Origin of the sequence: Streptococcus mitis, assembly GCF_047465045.1 — a bacterium.
Classification (GTDB): domain Bacteria; phylum Bacillota; class Bacilli; order Lactobacillales; family Streptococcaceae; genus Streptococcus; species Streptococcus mitis_DT.
The window spans coordinates 1-25,750 of record NZ_JASHAR010000009.1; the positions used below are offsets into that span (position 1 = coordinate 1).

At 38.8% G+C, this 25,750-nt stretch carries 22 protein-coding genes and 2 tRNA genes; 4 read left to right on the forward strand and 20 right to left on the reverse strand.

The genetic code is table 11. The features are described 5' to 3' along the window. The 20 genes from QM409_RS06070 to QM409_RS06165 all read right to left on the reverse strand — a co-directional run. Nucleotides 1-298, reverse strand: a 298-nt coding sequence (locus QM409_RS06070; protein WP_414305336.1) for a hypothetical protein, incomplete at its 3' end; no start/stop codon positions are given. A gap of 189 nt (nt 299-487) precedes the next feature. Then, nucleotides 488-560, reverse strand: a tRNA-Thr gene (locus QM409_RS06075). A 100-nt stretch (nt 561-660) separates the two neighbouring features. After that, a complete protein-coding gene (locus QM409_RS06080) occupies nt 661-1,446 on the reverse strand; it encodes an ABC transporter permease (RefSeq protein ID WP_414305335.1) in 786 nt (261 codons plus the stop codon). 1 nt (nt 1,447) lies between these two features. Continuing rightward, nucleotides 1,448-2,266, reverse strand: a complete 819-nt coding sequence (locus tag QM409_RS06085; RefSeq protein WP_414305334.1) for an ABC transporter permease — start codon at nt 2,264-2,266, stop codon at nt 1,448-1,450. A 1-nt stretch (nt 2,267) separates the two neighbouring features. Then, on the reverse strand, nt 2,268-3,260 hold the full coding sequence (locus tag QM409_RS06090) for an ABC transporter ATP-binding protein (RefSeq protein ID WP_033686800.1): 993 nt from the start codon (nt 3,258-3,260) through the stop codon (nt 2,268-2,270). A gap of 319 nt (nt 3,261-3,579) precedes the next feature. Continuing rightward, nucleotides 3,580-4,125: a histidine phosphatase family protein gene (locus tag QM409_RS06095; protein WP_061408643.1), complete on the reverse strand. Its 546-nt coding sequence runs from the start codon at nt 4,123-4,125 to the stop codon at nt 3,580-3,582. A 51-nt stretch (nt 4,126-4,176) separates the two neighbouring features. Further along, nucleotides 4,177-5,109: an alpha/beta fold hydrolase gene (locus QM409_RS06100; protein WP_414305333.1), complete on the reverse strand. Its 933-nt coding sequence runs from the start codon at nt 5,107-5,109 to the stop codon at nt 4,177-4,179. Between the two features lie 535 nt (nt 5,110-5,644). Then, nucleotides 5,645-8,059, reverse strand: a complete 2,415-nt coding sequence (locus QM409_RS06105; protein WP_070842670.1) for an ATP-binding protein — start codon at nt 8,057-8,059, stop codon at nt 5,645-5,647. 60 nt (nt 8,060-8,119) lie between these two features. After that, a complete protein-coding gene (locus tag QM409_RS06110; protein WP_070842669.1) occupies nt 8,120-9,280 on the reverse strand; it encodes an XRE family transcriptional regulator in 1,161 nt (386 codons plus the stop codon). Between the two features lie 26 nt (nt 9,281-9,306). Beyond that, nucleotides 9,307-10,020 (reverse strand): DUF5986 family protein, encoded by a 714-nt coding sequence (locus QM409_RS06115; RefSeq protein ID WP_070842668.1) that lies wholly within the window; start codon nt 10,018-10,020, stop codon nt 9,307-9,309. Between the two features lie 418 nt (nt 10,021-10,438). Further along, the gene (locus tag QM409_RS06120) at nt 10,439-11,320 is read right to left on the reverse strand and encodes a class II fructose-bisphosphate aldolase (RefSeq protein WP_023946263.1); all 882 of its coding nucleotides are present in this window, start codon (nt 11,318-11,320) and stop codon (nt 10,439-10,441) included. 140 nt (nt 11,321-11,460) lie between these two features. Then, the gene (gene vncS, locus QM409_RS06125) at nt 11,461-12,789 is read right to left on the reverse strand and encodes a sensor histidine kinase VncS (RefSeq protein WP_414305332.1); all 1,329 of its coding nucleotides are present in this window, start codon (nt 12,787-12,789) and stop codon (nt 11,461-11,463) included. Then, a complete protein-coding gene (gene vncR / locus QM409_RS06130; protein ID WP_414305331.1) occupies nt 12,786-13,442 on the reverse strand; it encodes a response regulator transcription factor VncR in 657 nt (218 codons plus the stop codon). Before vncR ends, vncS begins: the two co-directional genes overlap by 4 nt. Before the next feature lie 142 nt (nt 13,443-13,584). Continuing rightward, entirely contained in the window at nt 13,585-14,964 is a 1,380-nt protein-coding gene (gene vex3, locus QM409_RS06135; RefSeq protein WP_024057460.1) for an ABC transporter permease subunit Vex3, read from the reverse strand. A gap of 54 nt (nt 14,965-15,018) precedes the next feature. After that, nucleotides 15,019-15,666: an ABC transporter ATP-binding subunit Vex2 gene (gene vex2, locus QM409_RS06140; RefSeq protein WP_000173751.1), complete on the reverse strand. Its 648-nt coding sequence runs from the start codon at nt 15,664-15,666 to the stop codon at nt 15,019-15,021. Nucleotides 15,667-15,793: 127 nt separating this feature from the next. Then, on the reverse strand, nt 15,794-17,071 hold the full coding sequence (locus QM409_RS06145) for an ABC transporter permease (protein WP_254753930.1): 1,278 nt from the start codon (nt 17,069-17,071) through the stop codon (nt 15,794-15,796). A gap of 136 nt (nt 17,072-17,207) precedes the next feature. Then, nucleotides 17,208-17,293, reverse strand: a tRNA-Leu gene (locus QM409_RS06150). Nucleotides 17,294-17,373: 80 nt separating this feature from the next. Beyond that, nucleotides 17,374-17,949: a cysteine hydrolase family protein gene (locus QM409_RS06155; RefSeq protein ID WP_057487095.1), complete on the reverse strand. Its 576-nt coding sequence runs from the start codon at nt 17,947-17,949 to the stop codon at nt 17,374-17,376. Continuing rightward, nucleotides 17,949-18,737, reverse strand: a complete 789-nt coding sequence (gene codY / locus QM409_RS06160; RefSeq protein ID WP_000940738.1) for a GTP-sensing pleiotropic transcriptional regulator CodY — start codon at nt 18,735-18,737, stop codon at nt 17,949-17,951. The genes QM409_RS06155 and codY overlap by 1 nt, the downstream gene beginning before the upstream one ends. 256 nt (nt 18,738-18,993) lie before the next feature. Beyond that, on the reverse strand, nt 18,994-20,559 hold the full coding sequence (locus QM409_RS06165; protein ID WP_414305330.1) for a DEAD/DEAH box helicase: 1,566 nt from the start codon (nt 20,557-20,559) through the stop codon (nt 18,994-18,996). A 329-nt stretch (nt 20,560-20,888) separates the two neighbouring features. On the opposite strand from QM409_RS06165, the gene QM409_RS06170 reads away from it, so the two are divergent. The 4 genes from QM409_RS06170 (at nt 20,889) to QM409_RS06185 (ending at nt 25,745) form a co-directional block, all read left to right on the forward strand. Then, nucleotides 20,889-22,205: an FAD-containing oxidoreductase gene (locus QM409_RS06170; RefSeq protein WP_414305329.1), complete on the forward strand. Its 1,317-nt coding sequence runs from the start codon at nt 20,889-20,891 to the stop codon at nt 22,203-22,205. A gap of 204 nt (nt 22,206-22,409) precedes the next feature. After that, nucleotides 22,410-23,753, forward strand: coding sequence for a lipid II isoglutaminyl synthase subunit MurT (gene murT, locus QM409_RS06175; RefSeq protein WP_414305328.1), 1,344 nt, complete (start codon nt 22,410-22,412; stop codon nt 23,751-23,753). After that, complete coding sequence (gene gatD / locus QM409_RS06180) at nt 23,753-24,535, forward strand: lipid II isoglutaminyl synthase subunit GatD (protein ID WP_049499586.1); 783 nt, start codon at nt 23,753-23,755, stop codon at nt 24,533-24,535. The genes murT and gatD overlap by 1 nt, the downstream gene beginning before the upstream one ends. Nucleotides 24,536-24,662: 127 nt before the next feature. Beyond that, nucleotides 24,663-25,745 carry a M24 family metallopeptidase gene (locus QM409_RS06185; RefSeq protein ID WP_033686812.1) on the forward strand — a complete coding sequence of 361 codons (1,083 nt, stop codon included), beginning with the start codon at nt 24,663-24,665 and terminating at the stop codon, nt 25,743-25,745. Nucleotides 25,746-25,750: the final 5 nt, after the last annotated feature.

The window sequence follows — 25,750 nt, forward strand, 5'->3', positions numbered from 1 at the left end:
CTTTATCAGGAAAAAGATAACCAATACCTACACAAGCTAGTACACCCGCTCCAATTACCAAGCCACTTGACATTGGTAAAAGGTCCAAAATTGCATTGGCGATGATAAAGGCAATAATCAAACACATCAGACTAGCCTTGTAATCTTTTTTCAAAAGATTCTCTAGAGTGAAAAAGAGGAACAGCCCTACCGGAATCAATGACCAGAGGTTGACATTTAAACTTGGCCAGCCTACAGAACCAAAATACACTACTGTCGCTGCTGCTACTAAAAATATAATCCCTAATAATTTTTTCATTTTTTATCTCCAATTTCTTTTTTATGAACTTGAGTTATCTGATAGTGACGCCTCACATCTCTTACAAAAATCATTATAGCAGAGGTCAGTTTCAAGAACAAGCTCTTTTGTCTATCTGGTCTCTATCTTAGTCTAAGTGGTTAAATAATTAAGAAAAAAAGAAACCCAGTAGAATGAGTTTCTTCTCTTTGCCGATTGCAGGGTTTGAACCTGTGACCTAGGCTTTACGAGTGCCTTGCTCTACCAACTGAGCTAAATCGGCGATTACACTTACAGTATAGCACTCTGAGAATAGGTGTCAAGAAATTTTCATCTCTATTAAAAAAAGCCTGTCCTGAGACAAGGCTTTGATATTCTATTATTTACGAACCTGCACTTTCGTAGGCATCTAAGCCCCTATCCCAAAGTTTAAGGGAAATGACAAAGAAAACCAGAGAAATCAACATCAAACCTCCGATGTTAAAGATTACATCCTTGTCCTGCAAGAAATAGCTAGCAGGATAGTAGGCCGTAAAGGCAAATGGCACGATAAAGCTAATCAACCATCGAAGGAGCGAATTGTAAATCGAAATCGGATACTTAGCAAAATCATTAAACATATAGAAAATGTAAATCATAGCACCTGATTGCTTGGTCCAAAAAGCGATGCTGGCTGTCGCGATTTTCAAGGAAGTATAAATCAAGGTCGCAAAAGGAATACAAACTAGGAAAAGCAGGAATTTTGGGAGAGTCCAAGCAATGCTAGTTACGGTTGTTCCCAGTAAAATACCACCGACCAAGAGTTCGCCCAAGGCATCAATCTGAAAGGTCTCAACTAAGATGTGAAAGAGGGGATTGATGGGACGAGTCAGATACTTGTCAAACTCCCCTTTTCGCACCAAGCGCTGTCCTAGAGCCCATAGATTGTCAAAAAAGAGATGATCTAATCCCTTTGGAATTAAGGAAAATCCATAGATAAAGGCAATCTCTTGAAAGGTCCAACCTTCTAGCGAAGGGATGTGTTGAAAGAGTACATTAAGAAACAAGAGGTTCAGGCCTTGAGTCAGAAAGACTCCCAAGACACCTACCACAAAATCAACCTTGTATTCCATGATTTGCTTGATGTATTGTCTGATAAAAATCAGATGCATACGTTGATATTTTTTCATCCTAACCTCCCTGAATGGTGATAAATGACTGGACTCGTTTCCAAATCAACTGAGACAAGCCCACCATCACTATAAGCCAGAAGAACTGTAGCAAAATCGCTTGAAGAATTTGACTGGTATCGTATTTCCCAACGATAATCATGACCGGAGTGTAAATCAAGGATGAAAAAGGCAGGAAGGACAGAATATCTGAAACAACCTTTGGAAAGAAAGCCAAGGGAATCAAACTTCCAGACATAAAGGCCACTATGGAAGTCTTGAGTAGATTGGAACCCCAAAGATTTTTAAACACAAAGGCTGAAAAACCAAAGCAGATATTAAAGAAAAAGTTGATCAGGTAGGCTAGCGTTAAGCTAAAAAGATAAAGGACAGTTAATCCCAGCACTTCTACCATCCCTTGCCCAGATAAGATTTTCATCAAAACAATGACACTTAAAAATGGAAGACCGACACTGATAAAAATCAACCACTTTGACCCAAGCTCGGTAAAGAGATAAGAAGCCGCAAAATGCACTGGTCGCAACAAGCGCATGATAATGGAACCATCCTTGACCTCCTCTCCAATCATAAAGGAAGAATCGGACCTAGTTAGAAGATTGGTCACAAAACTCATAATGATATAGAGGGTGATATCTGCCATACTAAAGCCCTGAATCAAGGACTCTTGCGAAGAATCAAAGACAGCCTTCCAGAGATAAAAGGCCACAAAAGCACCCATTACATCGCCGATCCGATAAAGAATAAAGTTGACTCGGTAAGTAATCAACTCCTGAACACCTGCATTGATAAAGGGTTTATAACGTCTCCACAATTTGATCATCTTAGAGCTCCTTTCGGTAGAAGCGACGGATAATATCTTCAATATCCGTATCCACCATCTTCAAATCGCGGATTTCAAAATCAGACAGGGTTTGCTTGATAATGTCAGCTGTCTGGTAGCGTGAACTATCGAATTCAATGTTGAGACTATTCCCTTGTCTATCAATTGTCATATCCGAAAAGCCTTCATAGTGAGAAACTAGATGACTTTGACCTGGTAGCAGTTCAAAGGAGAGAGTCTTCATCTTGCCAAATGTATCCTTAAGCTGGCTAACCGTTCCATCAAAAATCTCCTGCCCCTTATCAATCATAAAAATCCGATCACAGAGTTGCTCAATGTCGCTCAGGTCGTGAGTGGTCAAGAGAATGGTGGTTTCTTCCTCCTGATTGATCTGAGTAATGGCCCGACGAATATTGTCCTTGACCGAGACGTCCAACCCAATGGTCGGCTCATCTAAAAAGAGAACCTTAGGATTGTGAAGCAAGGAAGCTGCAATGTCCGCCCGCATCCGTTGTCCCAGTGAAAGAGTCCGCACGGGGTCCTTGATAAAGTCCTTCAAATCCAAGACTTCATTCAAAAAGTCCATGCGCTTGTGGAAGAGCGAGTCTGGAACATCATAAATCTCCTTCAAGACCGTGTAGGTCTCTTGTAGAGCCAAATCCCACCACAACTGTGTTCTTTGCCCAAAGACCACTCCAATATCCTTGACATAATCTTGGCGATTGTCCTGGGGAATCTTGCCGTTAATCCGACAAAAACCAGATGTCGGTTTTAAAATCCCTGTCAGCATTTTAATGGTTGTCGACTTCCCAGCACCATTAGCCCCGATAAATCCTAAAATTTGTCCTTTTGGGACCTCAAAGGTCAAATCCTTGACCGCTTCAAAGGTCTGCTTTTCAGGATGAATAAAGGAGCGCAAAGCCCCCTTCAAGCCCGGTTCCTTAACAGTCTTCACAAAATTTTTCTGAAGATGTTCCACTTCTATCATTGCCATATCTATCTCCCTATGCAAGGAATAGCAACATTGTATTTTTGACTACAAGTCTTCTAAATCCTTACTTTCTATACCTTCTACATTTTATTACTACAAAAGGCTTTATACCAACCTATTATAGTCCAATAAAAAACAGAATGCAAGCGTTTGCCTAAAGTTTATAAAATTAGAGATTCCTCTCTTAAAATAATACTTTTATTCAAAAATTCTGGCTTGATAGTTTCCTTAAAACACCAAAAAACCTGCCATTAGGGGCAGGCTACGAATTGTAAAAAGGCAAACTATTTTGATCAATAAGAATCACTATTTAATCAAAGAACTAATCTTTCATAATTCTTTTCACAATCCCATTTCTATCAATTAGAAAACAATCTGGAAAGGTCATCTGCTCCCATTTTTCATAATCAAAACTGGAATCAAAATGATGTAGTAGTATTCCTATCAAATTCCCGTGTGAACTAAGTAAAATCGTTTTTTCTGAGTATCTCTCTTCCAATTCCATTAAAAAATTTAGTACTCTAGCTAGTGCATCTTGATTTGATTCCCCTTCTGAAAGAGATTCACTGGGATTTTGCCATAAATATTTAATACTGTCTTCAAACTCAGAATCTTTTATAAAGGTTGAAGATAATTTTCGCTCTCGTAACCGATTATCAAGAACTATTTTATCAAATTGAATTGGCGAGCTATTAATCGTTTCAAATGCTCGTTTATAAGGACTAGAAAAATAATGATCAATATTAAAAGAATTCAAAAACTCTAACTGGTCAAGAGATGAAAATCCTTTTTCTGACAAAGTTCTATTAAAATCATCACTTGAAAATTTTGAATGAGCATGTCTAAGTAAAATATAAGAATTATTCATAAGTCATTACCTTTCAATTATTGTCATCAGTCTCAATGGATTTTTAAGCCCTCAATTATTCTCTAAAAATTCTTTAATGCGAGAAATAAGTTCATGACTTTGATAATGATAAAGTTCGTGAGGCACATCCATATAGATGACTTGAACATTAGACTGGTCACTAGAAAATTTCTCTGCATAATGCTGCCATTCTGATTGGCTAAAGGTCATGCCTTCACCGTTAGACACCAGTAATAAGGTGGGAATTTTCGGATTGATGCTAGAGGGAACTTTCTTGGCATTTTCCTTTGCCAAACGGGATTCATGAAGCATGGCTTGTGATATCAACTGCTTATATGCTAGTAATTTATATTGTTGTCGTTCAGCTTCAGTCAGAGTTGGATTTTTTATATATAAGGACTCAGGGAAATAGCGTAATAAGCCAATCTTACTGCTCCAATAAGCCACAGTAAGCAAGGCCTGATTATCCTTTAAATCCTCATAACTTGCTGGTAATGCCCAATCCAAACCAATCAAGGCTTTCACTTCATCTGGATACTTCTCTTGCCAAGCCAGACTCTCTAGACTAGCCATTGAATGTGATATGATGATAAATGGACCTGAAAGATTAGCCTGTGACAAGACTTGACGAGTTTCAGAAAGAACCTGCATCACATCTCTGGATTGATTACTATCCTCGCTATAACCATAGCCAGCTCTCTCTACTACGACAATTTTATATTTTTTTGATAGGGAATCTGTTAGATTCTTAAAATCTAATATAGGTGAAGCAATTCCAGCACCTGATAGAACTACTATTGTCTCTGGACCATCCCTCTCAACGTAAACATTGATTTTGTGCCCATTAACGAGAACAGTTTTACCCATAGGAGTTAGAGAGTCTTGTTCCTTTTCTAAGCTGATACGATGAAAGATAAATGTCCCTACTAAAAACAACATAAGGAAACTAAGAAGGACAAGGGCTGATTTTTTCAGTGTTTTCATAGCATTATTGTACAAAAATTAGACTCTTTTAGCAACTTAAGTTTAAGAATTTTCCAGTATAATCTGTATATATCCAGAAACAAAAAACCCACCTTCATAGGCAGGCTACCAATTATAAAAATCAAACTATTTTGATTAATCTGATTCACTATTTAATTAAAGCACTAATCTTTCATAATTCTTTTCACAATCCCATTTCTATCAATTAGAAAACAATCTGGAAAGGTCATCTGCTCCCATTTTTAATAATCAAAACTGGAATCAAAGTGATGTAGTAGTATTCCTATCAAATTCCCATGTGAACTAAGTAAAATCGTTTTCTGATATCAAAGACATTCATTAGATGTTAGTAATTCATTTTCCTTTTGTAAACTGATTTTGTGAAATACAAATGTGGAGACTAAAACACAAGAATGAAACTAAAAAGCCAATACTACATTATTTTATTTTTTCAGAATATTATTGTACAAACAATAGGTTGTGTCTGTAAGATTCTAGTGACTTCTGAGATTAGTCTAGCACCTTACTTTCTAAACTATAACAGTGGTTTGTTTAAAATGCTTTCTAATGTCACCCTTTCTTCCAGTTGAGAATCTCTCCATCTATCATAGGCTTCATCTGCGTATGAAATGCTATCATATTTCCACTGCAAATATTCTTCAAGATGGTATTGTAAACTTGAATAATCAAAATTTTCTACTGAGATATCATCCCATTCATAGACCCCCCCTAATAACTGCTCTGTTATTCTATTTTCAAATTCTGATATTTGTTCTTCAACTTCCCAATCCAAATCAAAGCCATCTGGGTCATTAGTACAATCAACGTCTTCCTTTTCCAAAGTGCTGCTACTGTCTAAATAATCTTGGAGTAACTCAATTTTTTTCTGTCTAAAAACGCTATAGCAGTACATCTCTTTTAAAGAACCTTCTTGATAATCATCATCTGCTTTACTTACCTCATAAATTATCTCACTTATTGTATTTACAATAGCATCTAGTTCTTCCGAATCAAGATAAGGACTATTTACTAGCTTATCTAAAACACTTTTATCATCAAGAATACTCAGGAATACTCTTTTCATTGCTTTATTATCAGAAAAATAAATCTGACTAATAATATTACTCCACCCATTCTGATAAATATTTAAATTATTCCGCCCATCATATATTCTCAGCAACTCCTCAAAATCAGTCTTAAATTTTGAAAATTGATTTAAATATATAATGGATAGAATTTTTTCGCCAATAAAATCATCTTTATCTTTGAAGTTGTTCCAGTTAGCTAATAGTTTACTAAAAAACATAGCCTGTGTGTCAGTTAATTCACCTAAAATATAACTACCACATCCTTTACATAATTGATGAAGATAAATAGAATTCTGAGTTAATTTTTGGGTTATATTGGGATACTCTTTTAATTTATCATTTAAAAAGTCAATAATACTAGGATTAAAAAAGTCCACCTTACTTATACTGTCAAAGCTTTCCTTTGTAAAAGCTAGCCATGAGCCGTCTAGTTTTTTTAACGATTTTTTAAAATCAAATATTGGATTAAGTTCCAAAGTATGAAGTGAATTTATTAACCACTCTTCTTCAACAGGATAAGCATCGAATTGTAATAAAGAAAATAGCAAATATTTCTCTTCAATCTTCAGATTATCGAATAAATTATTATAAAGCTGATTGGGATGGTCAAGATAATACATTACATAATCATAAAAACTTCCGCTAGCTTCCTTGAAATTATTTGCTATTAATTCTATTGACCTAGGAAAATAATTTCGGTGTCGTACAATTTTCTTCCAATCCTTTCCAATAAGATTGTTATATTTTTCTACAAGTTCTTTCTTGTCATCGATGTCAAGATAATCTGCTTTTCGTTCAAAAACTTTCCTAAAGATATGAGCTCTTTCTATATCCGAATACTTAGATAGATCAATAATAAATCTTCTTTCCTCTGAAAATTTTTCATTTATTAGTTTTTGAAACTCAAAATTTATCAATGTTGCATCTTGAAGAATTTGAGTACGAGAGTTTAAACAAATAAAAAGGTTATTGGTGTTAGTAGAGGCCGAATATAATTTTTTTATATCTTGTAACACCCTCTCTCCAACATCAAACTCATTACGCCCCAAGAAGTCATCAAAAACGACAAAAAGATTTCTATCCTCATTATCTCGATAATTTTCATTATATAATCTAAGAACTTCATTAATATCTTCTACTCTACGCATAATGATATCAAAGATATTCTTATTATTATTTAAAAATAGATTTCCAAGCATTGAACAAGTTGTTGTTTTACCAATTCCAGCTGGCCCTTGAATTAATAAAATATGCTCCCTTTGTAAAATATGATAAGCTTCTCCTAGAAAACGTGTTTCAACAAAATAATGAGCATCAAAATCTGAAAAATAGTCTTTTGATTCCGCTTCTATATTTTTCAACTTAATATTTCTCAAAACATTTGTTATATCTTTCTCCAGCAATCCATACTTTATAAAAATCTCACTATATTCTTTATGTTGGGAAAGAGTTGTTAACGTAGAAGAGAATATAATATAATCATCAGTTGGAATAGCATTAGGAATTATTGTATCTGCGTAATCACGTATCTCCTTTAAGTTTGCAGGAGATAAGCCCATACTTGTAACAATAACATAATTGAAATCATTTTTCCAACCATATTTTTCTTTAGTCAGAGCAATCTTATCAATTTCCTCTTTCAAAAGTTTTACAGCTGTAGCATGATTTTTTGTTACCTGCCAGCGTTTAGCTTGGATAACGAGAGACGGAGAAGCAATATCATCAATGCCGTCAATACCATCATCCCTTCCTTCCTTAAATCCATGTAAACTACTATTATCAAATTTTTTCTTTACAATTTCAATGGCAAAATTTTCAAAGTCTGATGTAGTCATTCCATCAGCACGAATACCAATATCCATAGTTCTCCTAATTCTACAATCCCTACAAATGTTTAATCACATATTATGCTTCGGACTATTCTATGTTCTTCTTATTCTTTCTTTAGTAAGACTAATAATATTTGGATACCTATCATTCAGTTCATCAAGATATCCTGCCTCTAAGCCGCATAAATCCTCAATTAAAAAATTAGGCAACAATTTATTGTATACTCTATAAATATCAGCAGATATGTCCATCATAATTCTATTTTCCACTAATAGCTCTACTGACTGTTTTAAAGATAGAGGATTGCTAATCAATTTTGTTGAATCTAAGGGCTCATTTTTTCTCCAACCTCTGTAACTAAGTTTCTTATACAAGTTTGTATACTCATTAGAATCTATGATATTCAATGACTTAGCACGCATTATCATCATACTAATTGAAACTTGCCAAATTCTTTTTAGATACCTGTAGTACTCTAGATCATTTTCATGCCCAATGATAGAAGCTTTAAACGAATCCTTTGGCAATAGAAATTCAGCCGCAAACTCATTCGCTTCGTCTTCCATTTGCTTATATTCAATTGCTCCCATGTCTTGAGGCGACTTACAATTTTCATGCATTAACCAATGTCCTAATTCATGAGCTAAACTAAACTGCTGACGATAAAATGAATACTCTGTCCCTTCTAACATAACAACATAATACTCATTATTATTTACTTTAACAGCTGAACCAAAAGCATCAACTTTATCACTCTGAGTGTCTATTCTAGAAATAACAAAACCTTTTTCTTCCATCAACAACGACAAGTTATCAATTGGTCTATCTCCAAGTTCCCATTTCTCTCTTATGTAGCTTGCGTATTCTTGTGGAGTATAGTCTAAACCAGAAAGACCCCAGTCAAGATTTGGAAAATCAATAAATTCTCCCAAGTAATCTCTTATTAAAGCAACATAATTTTTATTTATTTCTGCAGGCATTTTTTCTGTTTGAGTCGCTGTGTAACGACTTCTAAAAAATGTGCCTGTAGAACTTAAGCTAAAATTATCATTTCCAAAAAAGAAATCTCTCGGAAACTTTAATTTCTTTTCCAATATTTCTAACGATTCTTCACTTGGCGTTGCTCTTCCTTTTTCATATTTAGAAACCATTTGTTTTGAAACGTTTAAAAACTCTGCAATCTGAGTAATACTTTTTTTGTTAAAAAGTCTTGCCTCTTTTAAGCGAGCACCATTAAAACTAATCTGAAGCATTATTTACTCCTGTGTTATATAAAATATCATAGTTTAGTATTCTCTTCCTTCTTTTCAACAGGAAGACTGACATGCTTTTGTGACTCCAATTGTTTCTGTACGTCAGATTTCAATGCAACAAGAGGTTTCTCAGGATTATTTCCACGTCCATCTTCTTCAAGTTTTGTAAAATCAAATTCTGTGATATTTACAGCATCAATAAATTCACAAAAGGCATTTACCTGATTAACAATCACTTCTTTAGTTTTTTTATCAAAGGTAACAACCCTAATCTCATCAATCGAATTATAATGATCTCCCAATAATTTCTTCGCTTGTTCAATTTGTAAATCACTCAACCCATCATCATCCAGATCATTAAATAATTCAATGGATAGTTTACCGTCTTCTTTTCCATTTAAATGAGAATTTTTCGCACGTGCTATACAAGTAAGATAGTGATGCTTTTCGTATTTATCAGTTACATCTTCAAATCTTTTCTTCATCATAAAAACATATAGAACACCCTCAATAATTACTCCTTTTGCCGTCCACAGAGCCCCCATACACATAGTGGGTGATATTAAATCATTTACTTTGGCGGTATTTACAATATCACGATAAATAAAATCCCAAGTTAAAATTGGTTGACTATTCTTAGTTTCAAACTCATTATCATAAAATATTTTCTCAATATCTCTCTTGTGACTTGTTGAAAATACTTGAGCAAACTTAAAAATTTGGGTTGGTAAATTTTCCATAGAGTACCTCGTTGAATTTTATAGTCTTATTTTAAGATTTTCTTCCAAAAAAGTCAACTATTATTGGTTTTTATTATTAATTTTTTATCTTCTTTATCAATTAGAATGCTTTTTATACTTAGATCACAAAACTAGAAAAACATATTATTGTGTTGAATAAAAATTCTATCATTAATTTAGATACTCTCTCTTCCTAAAAATTATATGTTCCAATTTACTTTGGGAAAGACAGTGATTTCCTTTGAAAACAGACGTAAAGCTGTTATATTCATTAGCCAAGGGTAGTCTTAGAATCATTGTAAAAAATTACATTCTTTTAGCAACTTAAGTTAAAGAATTTTCCAGTATAATCTGTATATATCCAGAAACAAAAAACCCACCTTCACAGGCGGGTTTCATTTTGTATTGATTAGCTAGATTAAGCTTTACCTTCTGAACCGAATACGTCGATACGTTCTTCAACTGATGCTTGGATAGCTTTTACACCATCAGCCAAGAATTTACGTGGGTCGAAGAGTTTTTTCTTGTCGTATTCTGCTTCGTTTGCTTCGTAGTCACGAGCAAATTTACGAGTTGCGTTAGCGAATGCGATTTGGCATTCAGTGTTAACGTTAACTTTCGCAACACCAAGTTTGATAGCTGCTTGGATTTGCTCATCAGGGATACCTGATCCACCGTGCAATACGATTGGGAATCCTGGTACAGCTTCAGTCAATTTTTGCAAATGATCAAGGTGAAGACCTTTCCAGTTTGCTGGGTAAGGACCGTGGATGTTACCGATACCAGCTGCCAAGAAGTCGATACCAGTTTCAACCATTGCTTTAGCGTCTTCGATTGGAGCCAATTCACCATCACCGATGATTCCGTCTTCTTCACCACCGATAGTACCAACTTCAGCTTCCACTGATACACCATTTGCATGTGCAAATTCTACAACTTTACGAGCTTTTTCAAGGTTTTCTTCAACTGGAAGGTGTGAACCGTCAAACATAACTGAAGTATAACCAACTCGAATACACTCAAGTGCATCTTCGTAGTGACCGTGGTCAAGGTGGATAGCTACTGGTACAGTGATACCCATTGATTCAACAAGGTTAGCGATCAAGTTGCGAGCAACTTTGTAACCACCCATGTATTTAGCAGCACCCATTGAAGTTTGGATCAAAACTGGAGCTTTTTTAGCTTCTGCTGCGCGCAAGATAGCTTGAGTCCACTCAAGGTTGTTTGTGTTAAATCCACCAACTGCATAACCGTTGTCACGAGCTGCTTGGACAAATTTTTCTGCTGAAACGATTGCCATTTTATCAGGCCTCCTGTATATTTTTATGGGTCATCCCATTTACATTGTTCATTTTATCACTTTTTGACAAAAAAATCTAGTTTTTCCCGCAGTTTCGATTGAATTTCTTCTAGCTTCATCTGTGTAAACCCTTTCCCTCTCTAGTTTTGGGCGACTTTTGGAAAAACTATGAAGAAGGTCAAACGATTATCCTGCACCTCGAAACGATAAGGTAATTTTTCATGTTCTAATAGACTTTTAACCACAAAGAGTCCCATCCCAGACCCCTTGGCCTTGCGACTAGCATTATCAGAAAAAGATTGGGCTAGTTTTTCTTGTTCTTCTGGACTGCAGCTATTTTCTATAAAAAGTTCCCCTTCTCTCTCTCCAATACGAACCAAACTACCTGGAGCAGAATGCTTGATGGCATTGCTGATGAGGTTAGAAAGAATCAACTTCATGACTGATGGATTTAGATAGGCCTGATGATGGTTCAAACCATTTTCAATTTGAAGTTCTCTTTCCTTGGCTAGTAAGGCATAATCCTTTACTAGACTTTGCGTCATCTGGTATAGGTCAATTTCTTCCCTATCATCTCGCAATTCCTGCACAGACGAGAGAGAAAGTATCTGCAGAACATGGTGATTGAGTTCATCCACAATCCCCAAGGCAACTCCCAGATAGTGGTCTCTGTCCTTATAACGACCGACATTTTCTTTCATGTTTTCGATCAAGATTTTCAAACTAGCCAGCGGTGTTTTCAATTCATGAGAAGCCCCTCGTAGGAATTCGACCTTCATCTTTTCCAGCTGGAGAATAGCTTCATTCTTGTCATGCAAGTCCGCAATGACAGTCAAAAGATGCTGGTAGAGGCTATTGATTTGTTCCTTAAGATCACCTATCTCATCCTTGGAATCCACGCGCAATCGCACTGGGGTATCTAGTTCCATCATCCGACGGGTCACTCGCTTGATTTCCAATATCGGAGCCACAATGGTCCGAGCATAAATGTAGGCCACCAAGAGGGAAATTAGAAAGGATGCCAGCAGAGTATAGGGAAGAAATTGGAGACTGATCTGCTCTGCTTCCTTTTGCAAGTCCATGGAAGCTAGAAATTGCAGGGTCATGGTACCACCGTCTTGCGTTGTCACCTCGCGCTCCTCGATAAAAAGAGAGGTTGTCTGACGTTCCGTATCCAGAGGAAGACTGTCCTTGACTTCTAACTTGTCCTCGGTCATCTCGCCCTTAACGGCCCCCTTGATATCACTAGTCTGGGAATACAAGTCTAACACTTGCTCGATACTCTGCCTATCTTTCCCTTCTAGGGACTGGGCAATGGCTGTCGCTTTCTGACCAATGGTTTCCTGACGGTGGCTCAGATAAGTCGAGGGAAAGAGAAAATAAATGGCCAAATGAAGACAAATAACCAGAACACTAAAAATCGAGAAGGTGTAGATAAATATCTTTGTAAATAAACCTGTTCGTTTCATTTTCGCTCCAATTTATAACCAACATTGCGCACTGTAAGGATGCAGTCCAAATCCAGCTTTTTCCGCAATTCCTTGATATAAACATCAATGACACGGTCAAAGGGAACCTCATCTGTCGCTTTCCATACGGCATCGATTATCTGAGATCGAGTCAAGGCTCGTCCTTCGTTTTTCACCAGATAGTCCAAAATTTCCAACTCTTTAGCATTAACAGCCACTTCCTCTCCTGCTAGGCTTGCACTGTAGCTCTCAAAGTCCACCTTAGTATCCTTATAGGAAAAGGTTCGTCCCGTATCGTAGTAGCGCTTGAAAATTGCATCCACCCTCACTTTTAAGAGAGACAGGGAGAAGGGCTTTTCCAGATAGCCGTCTGCCAGAGAGGCAAAGGCGCTCATCTTGTATTCCTCATCCTGAAAAGCGGTCAACATCAAGACAGGAACCTGACTGGTTTTACGAATCTCAGCTAGGACCTCTAGGCCATTGAGCTTGGGCATTTGGATATCCAGTAAAACCAAGGCTACTTCATAGCTGGAAAATTTTTCTATGGCTTCTTGCCCATCTGCCGCCTCAATGGTTTCATAACCACAATCCGTCAAATAATCACTGACCCCCTCACGGATCATCTCTTCATCTTCTACAATTAAAATTTTCATAGAAAAAACGTTTCACATTCCTTTAAATTTCTTGTAAAGCAACTTGCTTTCATCCTGATAAACAGAGGATTTACCAAGACAAAACAGATAAAAATGCTACCTATATTATACCCCATTTAGGAGAGAATAGGTAGCAAGTTTGTTATTCGCTATCCAGCAAGAGTTCTTTTGGTTGTTTTCTAAGGAGATTGCTTGAAGCAAGCGCCATAACGAGAACCACTAGAACCAAGGCAAGGACAAAGACGATGATAAAGTCTGATGTCTGAATGGAAATATCTAGGCTCGACAAGGTCTTGCTAAAGCCATCTACTTCTGCACCACCACCAAGGTTGGAGGCTTGAGCAGCCTTGCTGGCTTGCTTGGCAACACCTGAAGTGACATTGGCAAGAACAGTATTTCCGATTGCACGCGCTGTGTAAGTAGCTAAGAAGTAAGCAGAAACAAGAGCAGGGATGGCAATCACGATGGATTCAGTGATGAATTGACCCAAGATACTTGCCTGCTTGAGACCAATAGAGAGGAGAATACCCACTTCCTTGCGACGGGCATTGATCCAAAGGCTGAGTAAGAGGGCAAGGAGAAGAACTGAGAAACTCAAGCTACCCCAGAAGAGGAGATTGGCCATCTTGTACATACCAGAAATGGATTGCTCAAGAGCTGGGTAGTTAGAGGAGCTCTTAACTAAAGTATAGCTCTTCCAGTTGATACCACTGATGCCATTCAACTCTTTCATAACATCATCCAAGTTCTTGTCCGCTGTTACAAAGAAGGTTGCGTCCCCATAAATAGCTGTGTCTTCTGTATAACCATATAGTTTAGCAGCTGTATGGATGTCTGTGATAGCTGTGTTCTCGTATAGTTCTTGTGAGTAGGTTACTGCCGACTTATTGTGACCATCAAAGAGTCCCTTGATTGTCACTTCGACTGTTTCCTTGGCTCCTTTTTCATTGTCTGCATCGTAGATATTGGAGTCTAGTTTGACCTTATCCCCGACTTTCCAGCCGTGTTTGGCTGCCAAGTCCTTGTGCAGGAGGATCTTGTCCTTGTCGTCGTTTGTTAAGTGCTCTCCTTCAACCAATTTATAAGAGCCCGAGACAAACTTGTCTTCTTTAGAGGAGTCATTGACACCTGTAATCATCAAGCTACTTCCAAAATGTTTAGCACGGTCAGGTGTTAGATTTTTCTTGGTATCTGGCGTTTCGATAAGTTCATATCCAGTCAAATCTCCGATAGCGTTGATACGTTTCACATAAGACTCGATGGCCTTGTTTTCAGTGATTTTTTTGATATCTTCACCCTTAATATTCCCAGCACCACGAGGCGTTCCTTGATTAACGCGACGATTGATTTGCATGGAGAAGCTATTGGTGATATTTTTAAAGGTCTCCTGAGAAGCCTTGGCAGTAGCTCCCTTAATCGACAAGCCGACCAAACTTAAGCTCGCCATGAGGAGAATAATCAGGAAGATGACAATCGATTTGAAAAACTTCCTTGTAACATAGGCAAATGCGTTGTGTAACATAGGTTCCCTTTCTAGATTTTGTTCTTTCTTATAATTCTAACAGAAAAGCTCATATTATTTCGTCGTATTGCGAGTTTCAGTCAGTTTCTTATCCTTCAATTCAAGTGTAATATCTGACGCCTGTGCCACTTCTTTACTGTGGGTGACGACGATGACACATTTACCTGTTTTCTGGGCAAGTGATTTGAGCAGTTCGACAATATCTCCAGCAGTTTTAGGGTCCAGATTTCCCGTTGGCTCATCCGCGAGAATAACTGGAGCTTCTGATACCAAACTGCGCGCAATGGCCACACGTTGCTGTTGACCACCTGATAACTGGAGAACATTCCGCTTGATCTGACTTTCATCCAAACCAAGCTCAAGCAGTGTATCCTTGCTTGCCTTTTTGTTGACCAAGCGGATATTTTCCAGTGGAGAAAGATAATCTATCAAGTTATAATTTTGAAAGACCAGGGAAATATGGTGCATGCGATGGTAAGAATAGCCCTTCTTACGAATATCCTCTCCTTGAAAAAGGATAGAACCTTCAACAGGACTATCTAGACCAGCAAGTAGGGACAAGAGTGTGGATTTTCCTGCTCCTGACTCACCAATAATACTGTAAAATTTCCCGGGTTCAAAATTATAATTGATCTGATATAGGACTGCTTCAGCAGTGTTCTTATAACGATAGGTAACATCTTGTAATTGTAATAAAGTCATGATTTCTCCTTCTTATACTCAATGAAAATCAAAGATTAAACTAGGAAGCTAGCCGCAGGTTGCTCAAAGCACAGCTTTGAGGTTGCAGATAAAGCTGACACGGTTTAAATTTGATTTTCGAAGAGTATTAACTAATAGATGATAAAATTTCCTTAGGCGATTTTCTAAATAAAAATAGGAAACAAAGGGCTACAGACAAGCAACTAAGCAGAACTAGAAAAACATAGGATTCTGCAAAAGATAAGATACTAGTTGATAAACTGTTTGCTTTGGCTAGCGTGTCTTGTAGGGCTGCCTGATCTCCACTTGCTAGTAGAGTTTGGAGTAGGTAGGATGTGATGGCATTTCCTGCAACAAATGCTGGAAGCAAAGCTCCAAGCGACACCAAAACTACCTCTAAACAGAATTGTAGGAAGATCGAGCTCTTGCCTTTCCCAAGTGCAAGTAAAATTCCCACTTCGTAGACCCTTTCTCTCAACCAGAGAGACAAAACAAGAATTAAGGCCCCTGCTCCTGCTATCAACATCCCATAAAGGAAGATGGTTAGGAAGGTTTGGAAGGTTGCAACTGAGTCTTTGATTTGTTCAAAGGCCTTGTTTTCCTTCTCAACTTGGTAGCCTTGATTTTCCAAGGCCAAGTTTTCCACCTGCTTCATGAGTCCGTCCATTTCCTTAGGATTTTCTACATAGAAGCGCGCTGCACTGACTTGAGCTTCACTATTTCCCAGAAGGGTCTGGCTACTTTCATAGTCTGTAAAGACCTGATTTTCACTGAAGTCAGAAGACAAACCTGTAAATTTCTCTTGTTTCTTACCAGCAAAAATGCCGACAATCTCAAACTCTACTATTTGCCCTTTACCAGATTCGGACTGACCAGCATCCAAGCCAATCTTGTCATGAAGAGAAAGACCGTTCTTCTTGGCCAACTCTTCGTGGATAAGGATTTTCTTGGAATCTCCTTTTTGGAGGTGTCGACCTTCTTTTAGGTTGAAAGCCGAGCTAGTAAAGGTCACATCTTTGGATGAATCCTCAAGAGCCGTTAAGCTAACCAAGTTCTTGTCCGCAGCTGACAAGTCATCACGTTCTACGCTCTGCTCACCAGTCACTACTTCCTTGTCTTTCAGTTTTGCGACCGTCTCAAGTTCAGGAGAGACATTTTCCAGCCCCTTAATCTTGCTCACGGATGATAAGTCCGACAACTTAAAAGTCTGTCCATTTTCTATCTTCTTAATAGAAAAAGATGTGTTGAGCGATTTGTAAAGATTGGTTTCCACTGTTTTGTTGGACTTCATCAGAGTCAAACAGGCTGAAATTCCAGCCAATAGGACCAATAAAATCAGAAATAAAATAAAACTTCTCAGTCGTTTTCTACTGACATAAGCCCAAGCTCTTTGGATCGGATTCATTTGTCACCTCCATATTTGTAAGACTATTATAAAATCCAAATATGAAATGTTTATGAAATCCAAAAAAAGAGCAAAAATTTTTTGCTCTACGTAAATTAGATAAAAAAAGAGCTAGCCTCAGCTAACTCTTATCCTATGCGGAGAGAGGGACTTGAACCCTCACGACCTAAAGCGGTCACAGGATCCTTAGTCCTGCGCGTCTGCCAATTCCGCCATCCCCGCGTCGATTACTTTACTAGTATATCAACTTTTGGGATGCTTGTCAACACTTTTTTTCAATTTTTTTCATTTCATCAACCAAATTACTCAGAAAGTTCATTTAGATTTTCATCTACTAACTTAGCTCCAAGTGTGTTTTTGAAATGACCTAGGGCAAATTGATGATTTTCAGGCCAGATGGAAGCAACGGCTGGTTTAACAATCTCGATGTCATACCCTAGATTATAGGCATCTATAGCTGTATGCAGGACACAGATATCCGTCAAGACTCCTGTTAAGATAACTGTTGAAATTCTACGCTCTCTCAAGCGGATATCCAGGTCAGTCCCTGAAAATGCTGAGTAATGGCGTTTATCCATCCAAAAGACACGACTGTCTGAACCATGCTCTTGATAAAAGGTTCCCAAATCTCCGTATAAATTACGCCCACTAGTCCCAATCAAATTATGAGGAGGAAATAATTTACTTTCTGGATGGAAACAATCGTTTTCTTCATGAGCATCGATGGTAAAGAAGATGTAATCTCCTCTTTCAAAAGCCAACCGAGTCACCTTGCTAATAGCTTCCGAAATCGCCTGAGCTGGAGCACCTGCTGTCAACTTCCCACTATCAGCAACAAAATCTTCTGTATAATCAATCGAAATCAAAGCCTTAGTCATTAGTAATCTCTTTTCTTCACTTCTTCAAAAATATCTGAAATCAAAACCTTAAGGTAGGTTCCCTTCATTCCAAGTGAGCGACTTTCAATAATCCCTGCAGACTCAAGTTTACGAAGGGCATTGACAATCACAGAACGAGTGATTCCGATACGGTCTGCAATCACAGACGCAGTCAACTGCCCTTCATTTCCATTTAATTCCCCTAAAATTGCTGAAACAGCACGGAGTTCGGAGTAAGAAAGGGTATTAACCGCCATGGTAACAGCAGTACGGCGACGGATATTTTTCTCATCTTCTTCACGCTGGAAATTAAGGAGTTGAATTCCAACAACGGTACTCGCAATCTCAACAAGAATCAAGTCCTCGTCTTCGAATTTTTTATCATTGCGCCAAATAATCAAAGAACCAAGTCGAATCCCTGATACATGAATCGGTGCAATAGTCGTCAAACCATCTGGAAAGTCGGCACGACTTTCCACAGGGAAAATACTTAAATCATGATCAACTGTCAGATTGGCTTCTGTATCGTAGATCATGTTCGCACCTTGAATGTAGTCATCTGGGAAAATCTTAGTTTGGAAGAACTGCTCTACACGATCTGTATTGGTTTTGTAACGCATAAAATAACCAAGGAGACGTCCCTTGCTATTGACGATACAGGCGTTACAGTCAATAATATCTGCCAATTGACGGGTAATCGCATTGTAGGGAAGTTCTTCCTGCAACTGCTCCTCTGAGCGCTTCAGGATAGAAGTAATTTTTCTAGTTTTTTCTAATAAATGTGCCATTTTTCACCTCGAATTTAATCGCTATCATTATAACATAAACAGCTTGAATTTTCAATTATTATCTGAAAATTGCTTATTTAATTGCAATTTGAAAAAACAAGAATATTTTTAATTAAATTGCTTCTTTTCTATTGACAAGCCCCTTATTTTTGTGTATTATAATATTACAAGAAGATAATATATCTATTTTATTTATCTTTCTTTTTCCATTCGGTCTCCTTATATAAAAAAGCGATTCGTTTTGAACCGCTTTTTCTTATTTATCGCCCTTGTTACGAATAACAAAGCCTGTTTGCTTTTCACTTGAAGTATTGCGTGGTTTTTTATTATCCTTACGATAACGTTTTTCCTTATCATAACGATCATTTCCACGACTGCCGTTTTTGAAATCATCACGGCGACCATTGCCACGGCGTTCGCGATCACGACGGTCATCTCCACGACGACCTCCCTTACCTTTACCACCGAAGCCATTACCTGATGGTTTAAATGGCAGTGGTTTTTCACGCGCAATCTCCACTTCAGGAAGGCTATCTGGATCTTGGACAGTCAGACTCAAGATATACATGGCCAATTCTTCTGGAGTAAATTCAGCAGCCAACTTGCGAGCATCCTTACCAAATTTCTCAAAGTTGCCACGGATTGTCTCATCTGCAAAATCACGTTCGATTTTCTTGAGTGCAACCTGTTTCTTAGCTTGGAAGGCTTCTTCTGCACTTGCAGGTTTAAGACCTTTCATGCGCTTCTTAGTCAAGTTTTCAATAATTTGAAGGTAACCCATTTCGTTTGGAGCAACAAAGGTAATCGATTGACCTGATTTACCAGCACGACCTGTACGACCGATACGGTGAACATAACTTTCAGGATCTTGTGGAATATCGTAATTATAGACATGAGTTACACCTGAAATATCCAAACCACGCGCTGCCACGTCTGTTGCAACCAAAACATCTAGATTGCCGTTTTTGAAGTCACGAAGGACACGAAGACGTTTGTTTTGGTCTAGGTCTCCATGAATTCCTTCTGCACGGAAGCCACGGATTTTCAAACCACGAGTCAATTCATCTACACGACGTTTGGTACGACCAAATACGATAGCAAGCTCAGGCTGTTCCACATCCATAAGACGAGTCATAGTATCAAATTTTTCTTGTTCTTTAACACGGATATAGTATTGATCAACCAATTCTGTTGTCAATTCCTTAGCAGCAATCTTCACATGCTCAGGTTCTTTCATAAACTGAACACCGATACGTTTGATGGCATCTGGCATAGTTGCTGAGAAAAGTAAGGTTTGACGGCTTTCAGGGACACGAGAAATGATAGCTTCAATGTCTTCAAGGAAGCCCATGTTGAGCATTTCATCCGCTTCGTCAAGGATAAGAGTTTCAATGTCTTGTAATTTCAAGGCCTTGCGTTTAATCAAGTCCAAAAGGCGACCAGGTGTTCCCACCACGATATGGGCACCAGATTTAAGAGCCTTAATTTGTTTTTCAATGCTTGATCCACCATATACTGAGCGAACCTTGACTCCCTTACTGCGACCAAAGCGGAAGAGTTCTTCTTGACTTTGGACAGCGAGTTCACGAGTTGGAGCGATGACCAAGGCTTGAATGGTCGCTTCTTCTGTACGAATTTTTTCAAGAGTAGGCAAGCCAAAGGCTGCAGTTTTTCCTGTACCAGTCTGAGCTTGACCGATAACGTCCTTGCCTTCAAGGGCCAAGGGAATAGTTTGTTCTTGGATCGGACTGGCTTCTACAAAACCAGCTTTTTCAATCTCTGCTAGCAAATCAGCAGACAAGTTTAATTCATTAAATTTCACGTTATTCTTCTTTCTAAAGGTGGTGCGAAGCCACCCTATAGGGCTTAGTTTATACTTTTCTTTTTATGACGTATTTTCATATACTGGATACAAAATCGTGTTGCTTCTTTTCCACAAAAGAAAAGTACTGTTTTCTTTGCAACCTATCTAGTATAACACAAGAACAGAGCAAAAGATAGCCCAATCCATCGATAAACTCATGTAAACGATTTTTCAGAGAAAATAAGGATGAAATTTCCACTATTTCATAAACTTTTTTAAAGCGTAGCAGAATTGTGCAAAAGTTTTTTTCTTGTGCTAGAATGAAATTCGAATAGGAGGAACTCTAAATGTTAACTTATGATTTAATCGTTATCGGATTTGGTAAAGCTGGTAAAACACTAGCTGGTAAATTGGCTTCAGCTGGCAAAAAAGTTGCCCTCATTGAACGTAGCAAAGCTATGTACGGTGGAACTTGTATCAACATCGGTTGTATCCCAACTAAAACTTTGCTAGTTGCTGCTGAGAAAGACTTGTCTTTTGAAGAAGTGATTGCTACCAAAAACACTATCACTAGTCGCCTCAACGGTAAAAACTATGCGACTGTTGCTGGTACAGGCGTCGATATCTTTGATGCGGAAGCTCACTTCCTTTCAAATAAAGTCATCGAAATCCAAGCTGGTGATGAAAAGAAAGAACTGACTGCTGAAACAATCGTCATCAACACTGGTGCTGTTTCAAACGTCTTGCCAATCCCTGGACTTGCTACAAGCAAAAACGTCTTTGACTCAACAGGTATCCAAAACTTGGACAAATTACCTGAAAACCTTGGAGTCCTTGGTGGTGGAAATATCGGTCTTGAATTTGCCGGCCTATACAACAAACTTGGAAGCAAGGTTACAGTCCTAGATGCCTTGGATACTTTCCTTCCTCGTGCAGAACCTTCCATCGCAGCTCTTGCTAAACAATACATGGAAGAAGACGGTATTGAATTGCTTCAAAATATCCGTACTACTGAAATCAAAAACGACGGTGACCAAGTGCTTGTCGTGACTGAAAACGAAACTTACCGTTTCGATGCCCTTCTCTACGCAACAGGACGTAAACCAAACGTAGAACCACTTCAACTTGAAAATACAGATATTGAACTAACTGAACGTGGCGCTATTAAAGTAGACAAACATTGTCAAACAAACGTTCCTGGTGTCTTTGCAGTTGGAGATGTCAACGGTGGCCCTCAATTTACTTATATTTCACTTGATGACTTCCGTGTTGTTTACAGTTACCTTGCTGGTGATGGAAGCTACACACTTGAAGACCGTCTCAATGTACCGAACACCATGTTTATCACACCTGCACTTTCACAAGTTGGTTTGACTGAAAGCCAAGCAGCTGATTTGAAACTTCCATACGCCGTTAAGGAAATTCCTGTTGCCGTAATGCCTCGTGGTCACGTAAACGGAGACCTTCGCGGAGCTTTCAAAGCTGTTGTTAATACTGAAACAAAAGAAATTCTTGGAGCAAGCATCTTCTCAGAAGGTTCTCAAGAAATCATCAACATCATCACTGTTGCTATGGACAACAAAATTCCTTACACTTACTTCACAAAACAAATCTTCACTCACCCAACCTTGGCTGAGAACTTGAATGACTTGTTTGCGATTTAAGTTGAGATTTAATCATATCTAACAGCCCTCTGAGGGCTGTTTTCATTTCTGCGAAATCTCATACTCTTCGAAAATCAAATTCAAACCACGTCAGCTTCACCTTGCCGTACTCAAGTACAGCCTGCGGCTAGCTTCCTAGTTTGCTCTTTGATTTTCATTGAGTATCAAATCTGTCTTTTCCCTCTTTTATGATATAATAGAAACATGAAATTAAAAACTACTTTGGGCCTTCTTGCTGGGCGTTCTTCCCACTTCGTTTTGAGCCATCTTGGCCGAGGGAGTACGCTTCCAGGAAAACTTGCCCTTCAATTTGATAAAGATATTTTACAAAACCTAGCTAAGAACTACGAGATTGTCGTGATCACTGGAACCAACGGAAAAACCTTGACAACCGCCCTCACTGTCGGTATTTTAAAAGAGGTTTATGGTCAAGTTCTGACCAACCCAAGCGGTGCCAACATGATTACAGGGATTGCGACAACCTTCTTAACAGCCAAATCTTCTAAAACTGGGAAAAATATTGCCGTTCTAGAAATCGATGAAGCCAGTCTATCTCGTATCTGTGACTATATCCAGCCAAGCCTTTTTGTCATCACGAATATATTCCGTGACCAGATGGACCGCTATGGTGAGATTTACACAACTTACAAAATGATTTTGGATGCTATTCGTAAGGTACCTACGGCTACTGTTCTCCTTAATGGAGACAGTCCACTTTTCTACAAGCCAGCTATTCCAAATCCTGTAGAGTATTTTGGTTTTGACTTGGAGAAAGGTCCAGCCCAGCTGGCTCACTATAATACCGAAGGAATCCTCTGCCCTGACTGCCAAGGAATCCTCAAATATGAGCATAATACCTATGCAAACTTGGGTGCCTATATCTGTGAAAGTTGCGGATGTAAACGTCCTGATCTCGACTATCGCTTGACAGAACTAGTTGAGTTAACCAACAATCGCTCTCGCTTTGTCATTGACGGCCAAGAATACGGCATCCAAATCGGTGGACTTTACAACATCTACAACGCCCTAGCTGCTGTGGCTATCGCCCGTTTCCTCGGCGCAGATTCCCAACTAATCAAGCAGGGATTTGATAAGAGTCGTGCTGTCTTTGGACGCCAGGAAACCTTCCATATCGGTGACAAGGAATGCACCCTCGTCTTGATTAAAAATCCAGTCGGTGCGACCCAAGCTATCGAGATGATTAAACTAGCTCCTTATCCATTTAGCCTATCTGTCCTCCTAAATGCCAACTATGCAGATGGAATTGACACCAGCTGGATCTGGGATGCTGATTTTGAACAAATCACTGACATGGACATTCCCGAAATCAACGCTGGCGGTGTTCGCCATTCTGAAATCGCACGTCGTCTACGAGTAACTGGCTATCCAGCTGATAAAATTACTGAAACAAGTAGTCTGGAGCAAGTTCTTAAGACCATTGAGAACCAAGACTGCAAGCATGCTTATATTCTAGCTACCTATACTGCTATGCTTGAATTCCGCGAACTGCTGGCTAGTCGTCAGATTGTTAGAAAGGAGATGAACTAATGGTTTATACTTCACTTTCCTCAAAAGCTGGCAATTACCCCTATCAGCTCAACATTGCCCACCTCTACGGAAATCTCATGAATACCTATGGGGACAATGGAAACATCCTCATGCTCAAGTATGTGGCTGAAAAACTGGGAGCCCATGTGACGGTTGACATCGTTTCTCTCCATGATAACTTTGATGAAAATCACTACGACATTGCCTTTTTCGGTGGTGGTCAAGACTTTGAACAGAGTATCATTGCAGACGACCTACCTGCTAAAAAAGAGAGCATTGACAACTACATCCAAAACGACGGTGTGGTTCTGGCTATCTGCGGTGGTTTCCAACTATTGGGCCAATATTATGTTGAAGCTTCAGGGAGACGCATCGAAGGACTAGGGGTCATGGGCCACTACACGCTCAACCAGACCAATAACCGTTTTATCGGGGACATCAAGATTCACAATGAAGATTTCGATGAAACCTACTATGGTTTTGAAAATCATCAGGGCCGTACCTTCCTCTCAGATGATCAAAAACCGCTGGGACAGGTTGTCTATGGAAATGGAAATAACGAAGAAAAAGTCGGCGAAGGTGTTCATTATAAGAATGTCTTTGGTTCCTACTTCCACGGGCCTATCCTCTCTCGTAATGCCAATCTAGCTTATCGCCTAGTCACTACTGCCCTCAAGAAGAAATATGGTCAGGACATTCAACTCCCTGCTTATGAGGACATTCTCAGCCAAGAAATCGCTGAAGAATACAGTGATGTCAAAAGCAAGGCTGACTTTTCTTAAACAAAGGAAAATGATATCAAAGAACTCCGTTATCTTGTCGGAGTTCTTTTTGTCTGTTCTTTTACCCTTCTCCCTTGCATTTTCTCTCATTTTTTGCCAAAATAGAGGGGTAGAAAGAAGGTAGCATATGTCTAAATTACAACAAATCGTAACATATCTTGAATCAGAAAAACTAGACGTCGCTGTCGTATCTGACCCCGTCACAATCAATTACCTCACTGGCTTTTACAGTGATCCCCATGAACGCCAAATGTTCCTTTTTGTCCTAGCGGATCAGGAACCCCTCCTTTTTGTCCCAGCCCTTGAAGTGGAGCGTGCGAGCAGCACTGTTTCCTTCCCAGTTGTGGGCTATGTGGACTCTGAAAATCCATGGCAAAAAATGAAACATGCTCTTCCACAACTTGACTTCAAACGTGTCGCTGTTGAGTTTGACAATCTCATCTTGACCAAATATCATGGCTTGAAAACAGTTTTTGAAACTGCTGAGTTTAACAACCTCACTCCTCGTATCCAACGCATGCGCCTCATCAAATCAGCTGACGAAGTGCAAAAAATGATGGTTGCAGGTCTCTATGCTGACAAGGCAGTTAAGGTTGGTTTTGACAATATTTCTCTTGATAAGACTGAGACAGATATCATCGCTCAAATTGACTTTGCTATGAAACGTGAAGGCTATGAAATGAGCTTTGACACCATGGTCTTGACAGGTGATAATGCTGCAAATCCACACGGCATTCCAGCAGCAAATAAGGTTGAAAATAATGCTCTTCTCCTCTTTGACCTTGGTGTTCTAGTCAACGGCTATGCGTCAGATATGACTCGTACAGTCGCTGTCGGTAAACCAGACCAATTCAAGAAAGACATTTACAACTTGACTCTTGAAGCCCAACAAGCTGCTCTTGACTTTATCAAACCAGGTGTGACTGCCCATGAAGTGGACCGCGCTGCCCGTGAGGTCATCGAAAAAGCTGGTTACGGTGAGTACTTCAACCACCGTCTTGGTCACGGTATCGGTATGGATGTCCACGAATTCCCATCTATCATGGAAGGAAACGACATGGTCATCGAAGAAGGCATGTGCTTCTCTGTTGAACCAGGTATCTATATCCCTGGTAAAGTCGGTGTTCGTATTGAAGACTGCGGTGTTGTTACCAAGGATGGCTTTGACCTCTTTACAAGCACCAGCAAAGACTTACTTTATTTTGATTAACATTC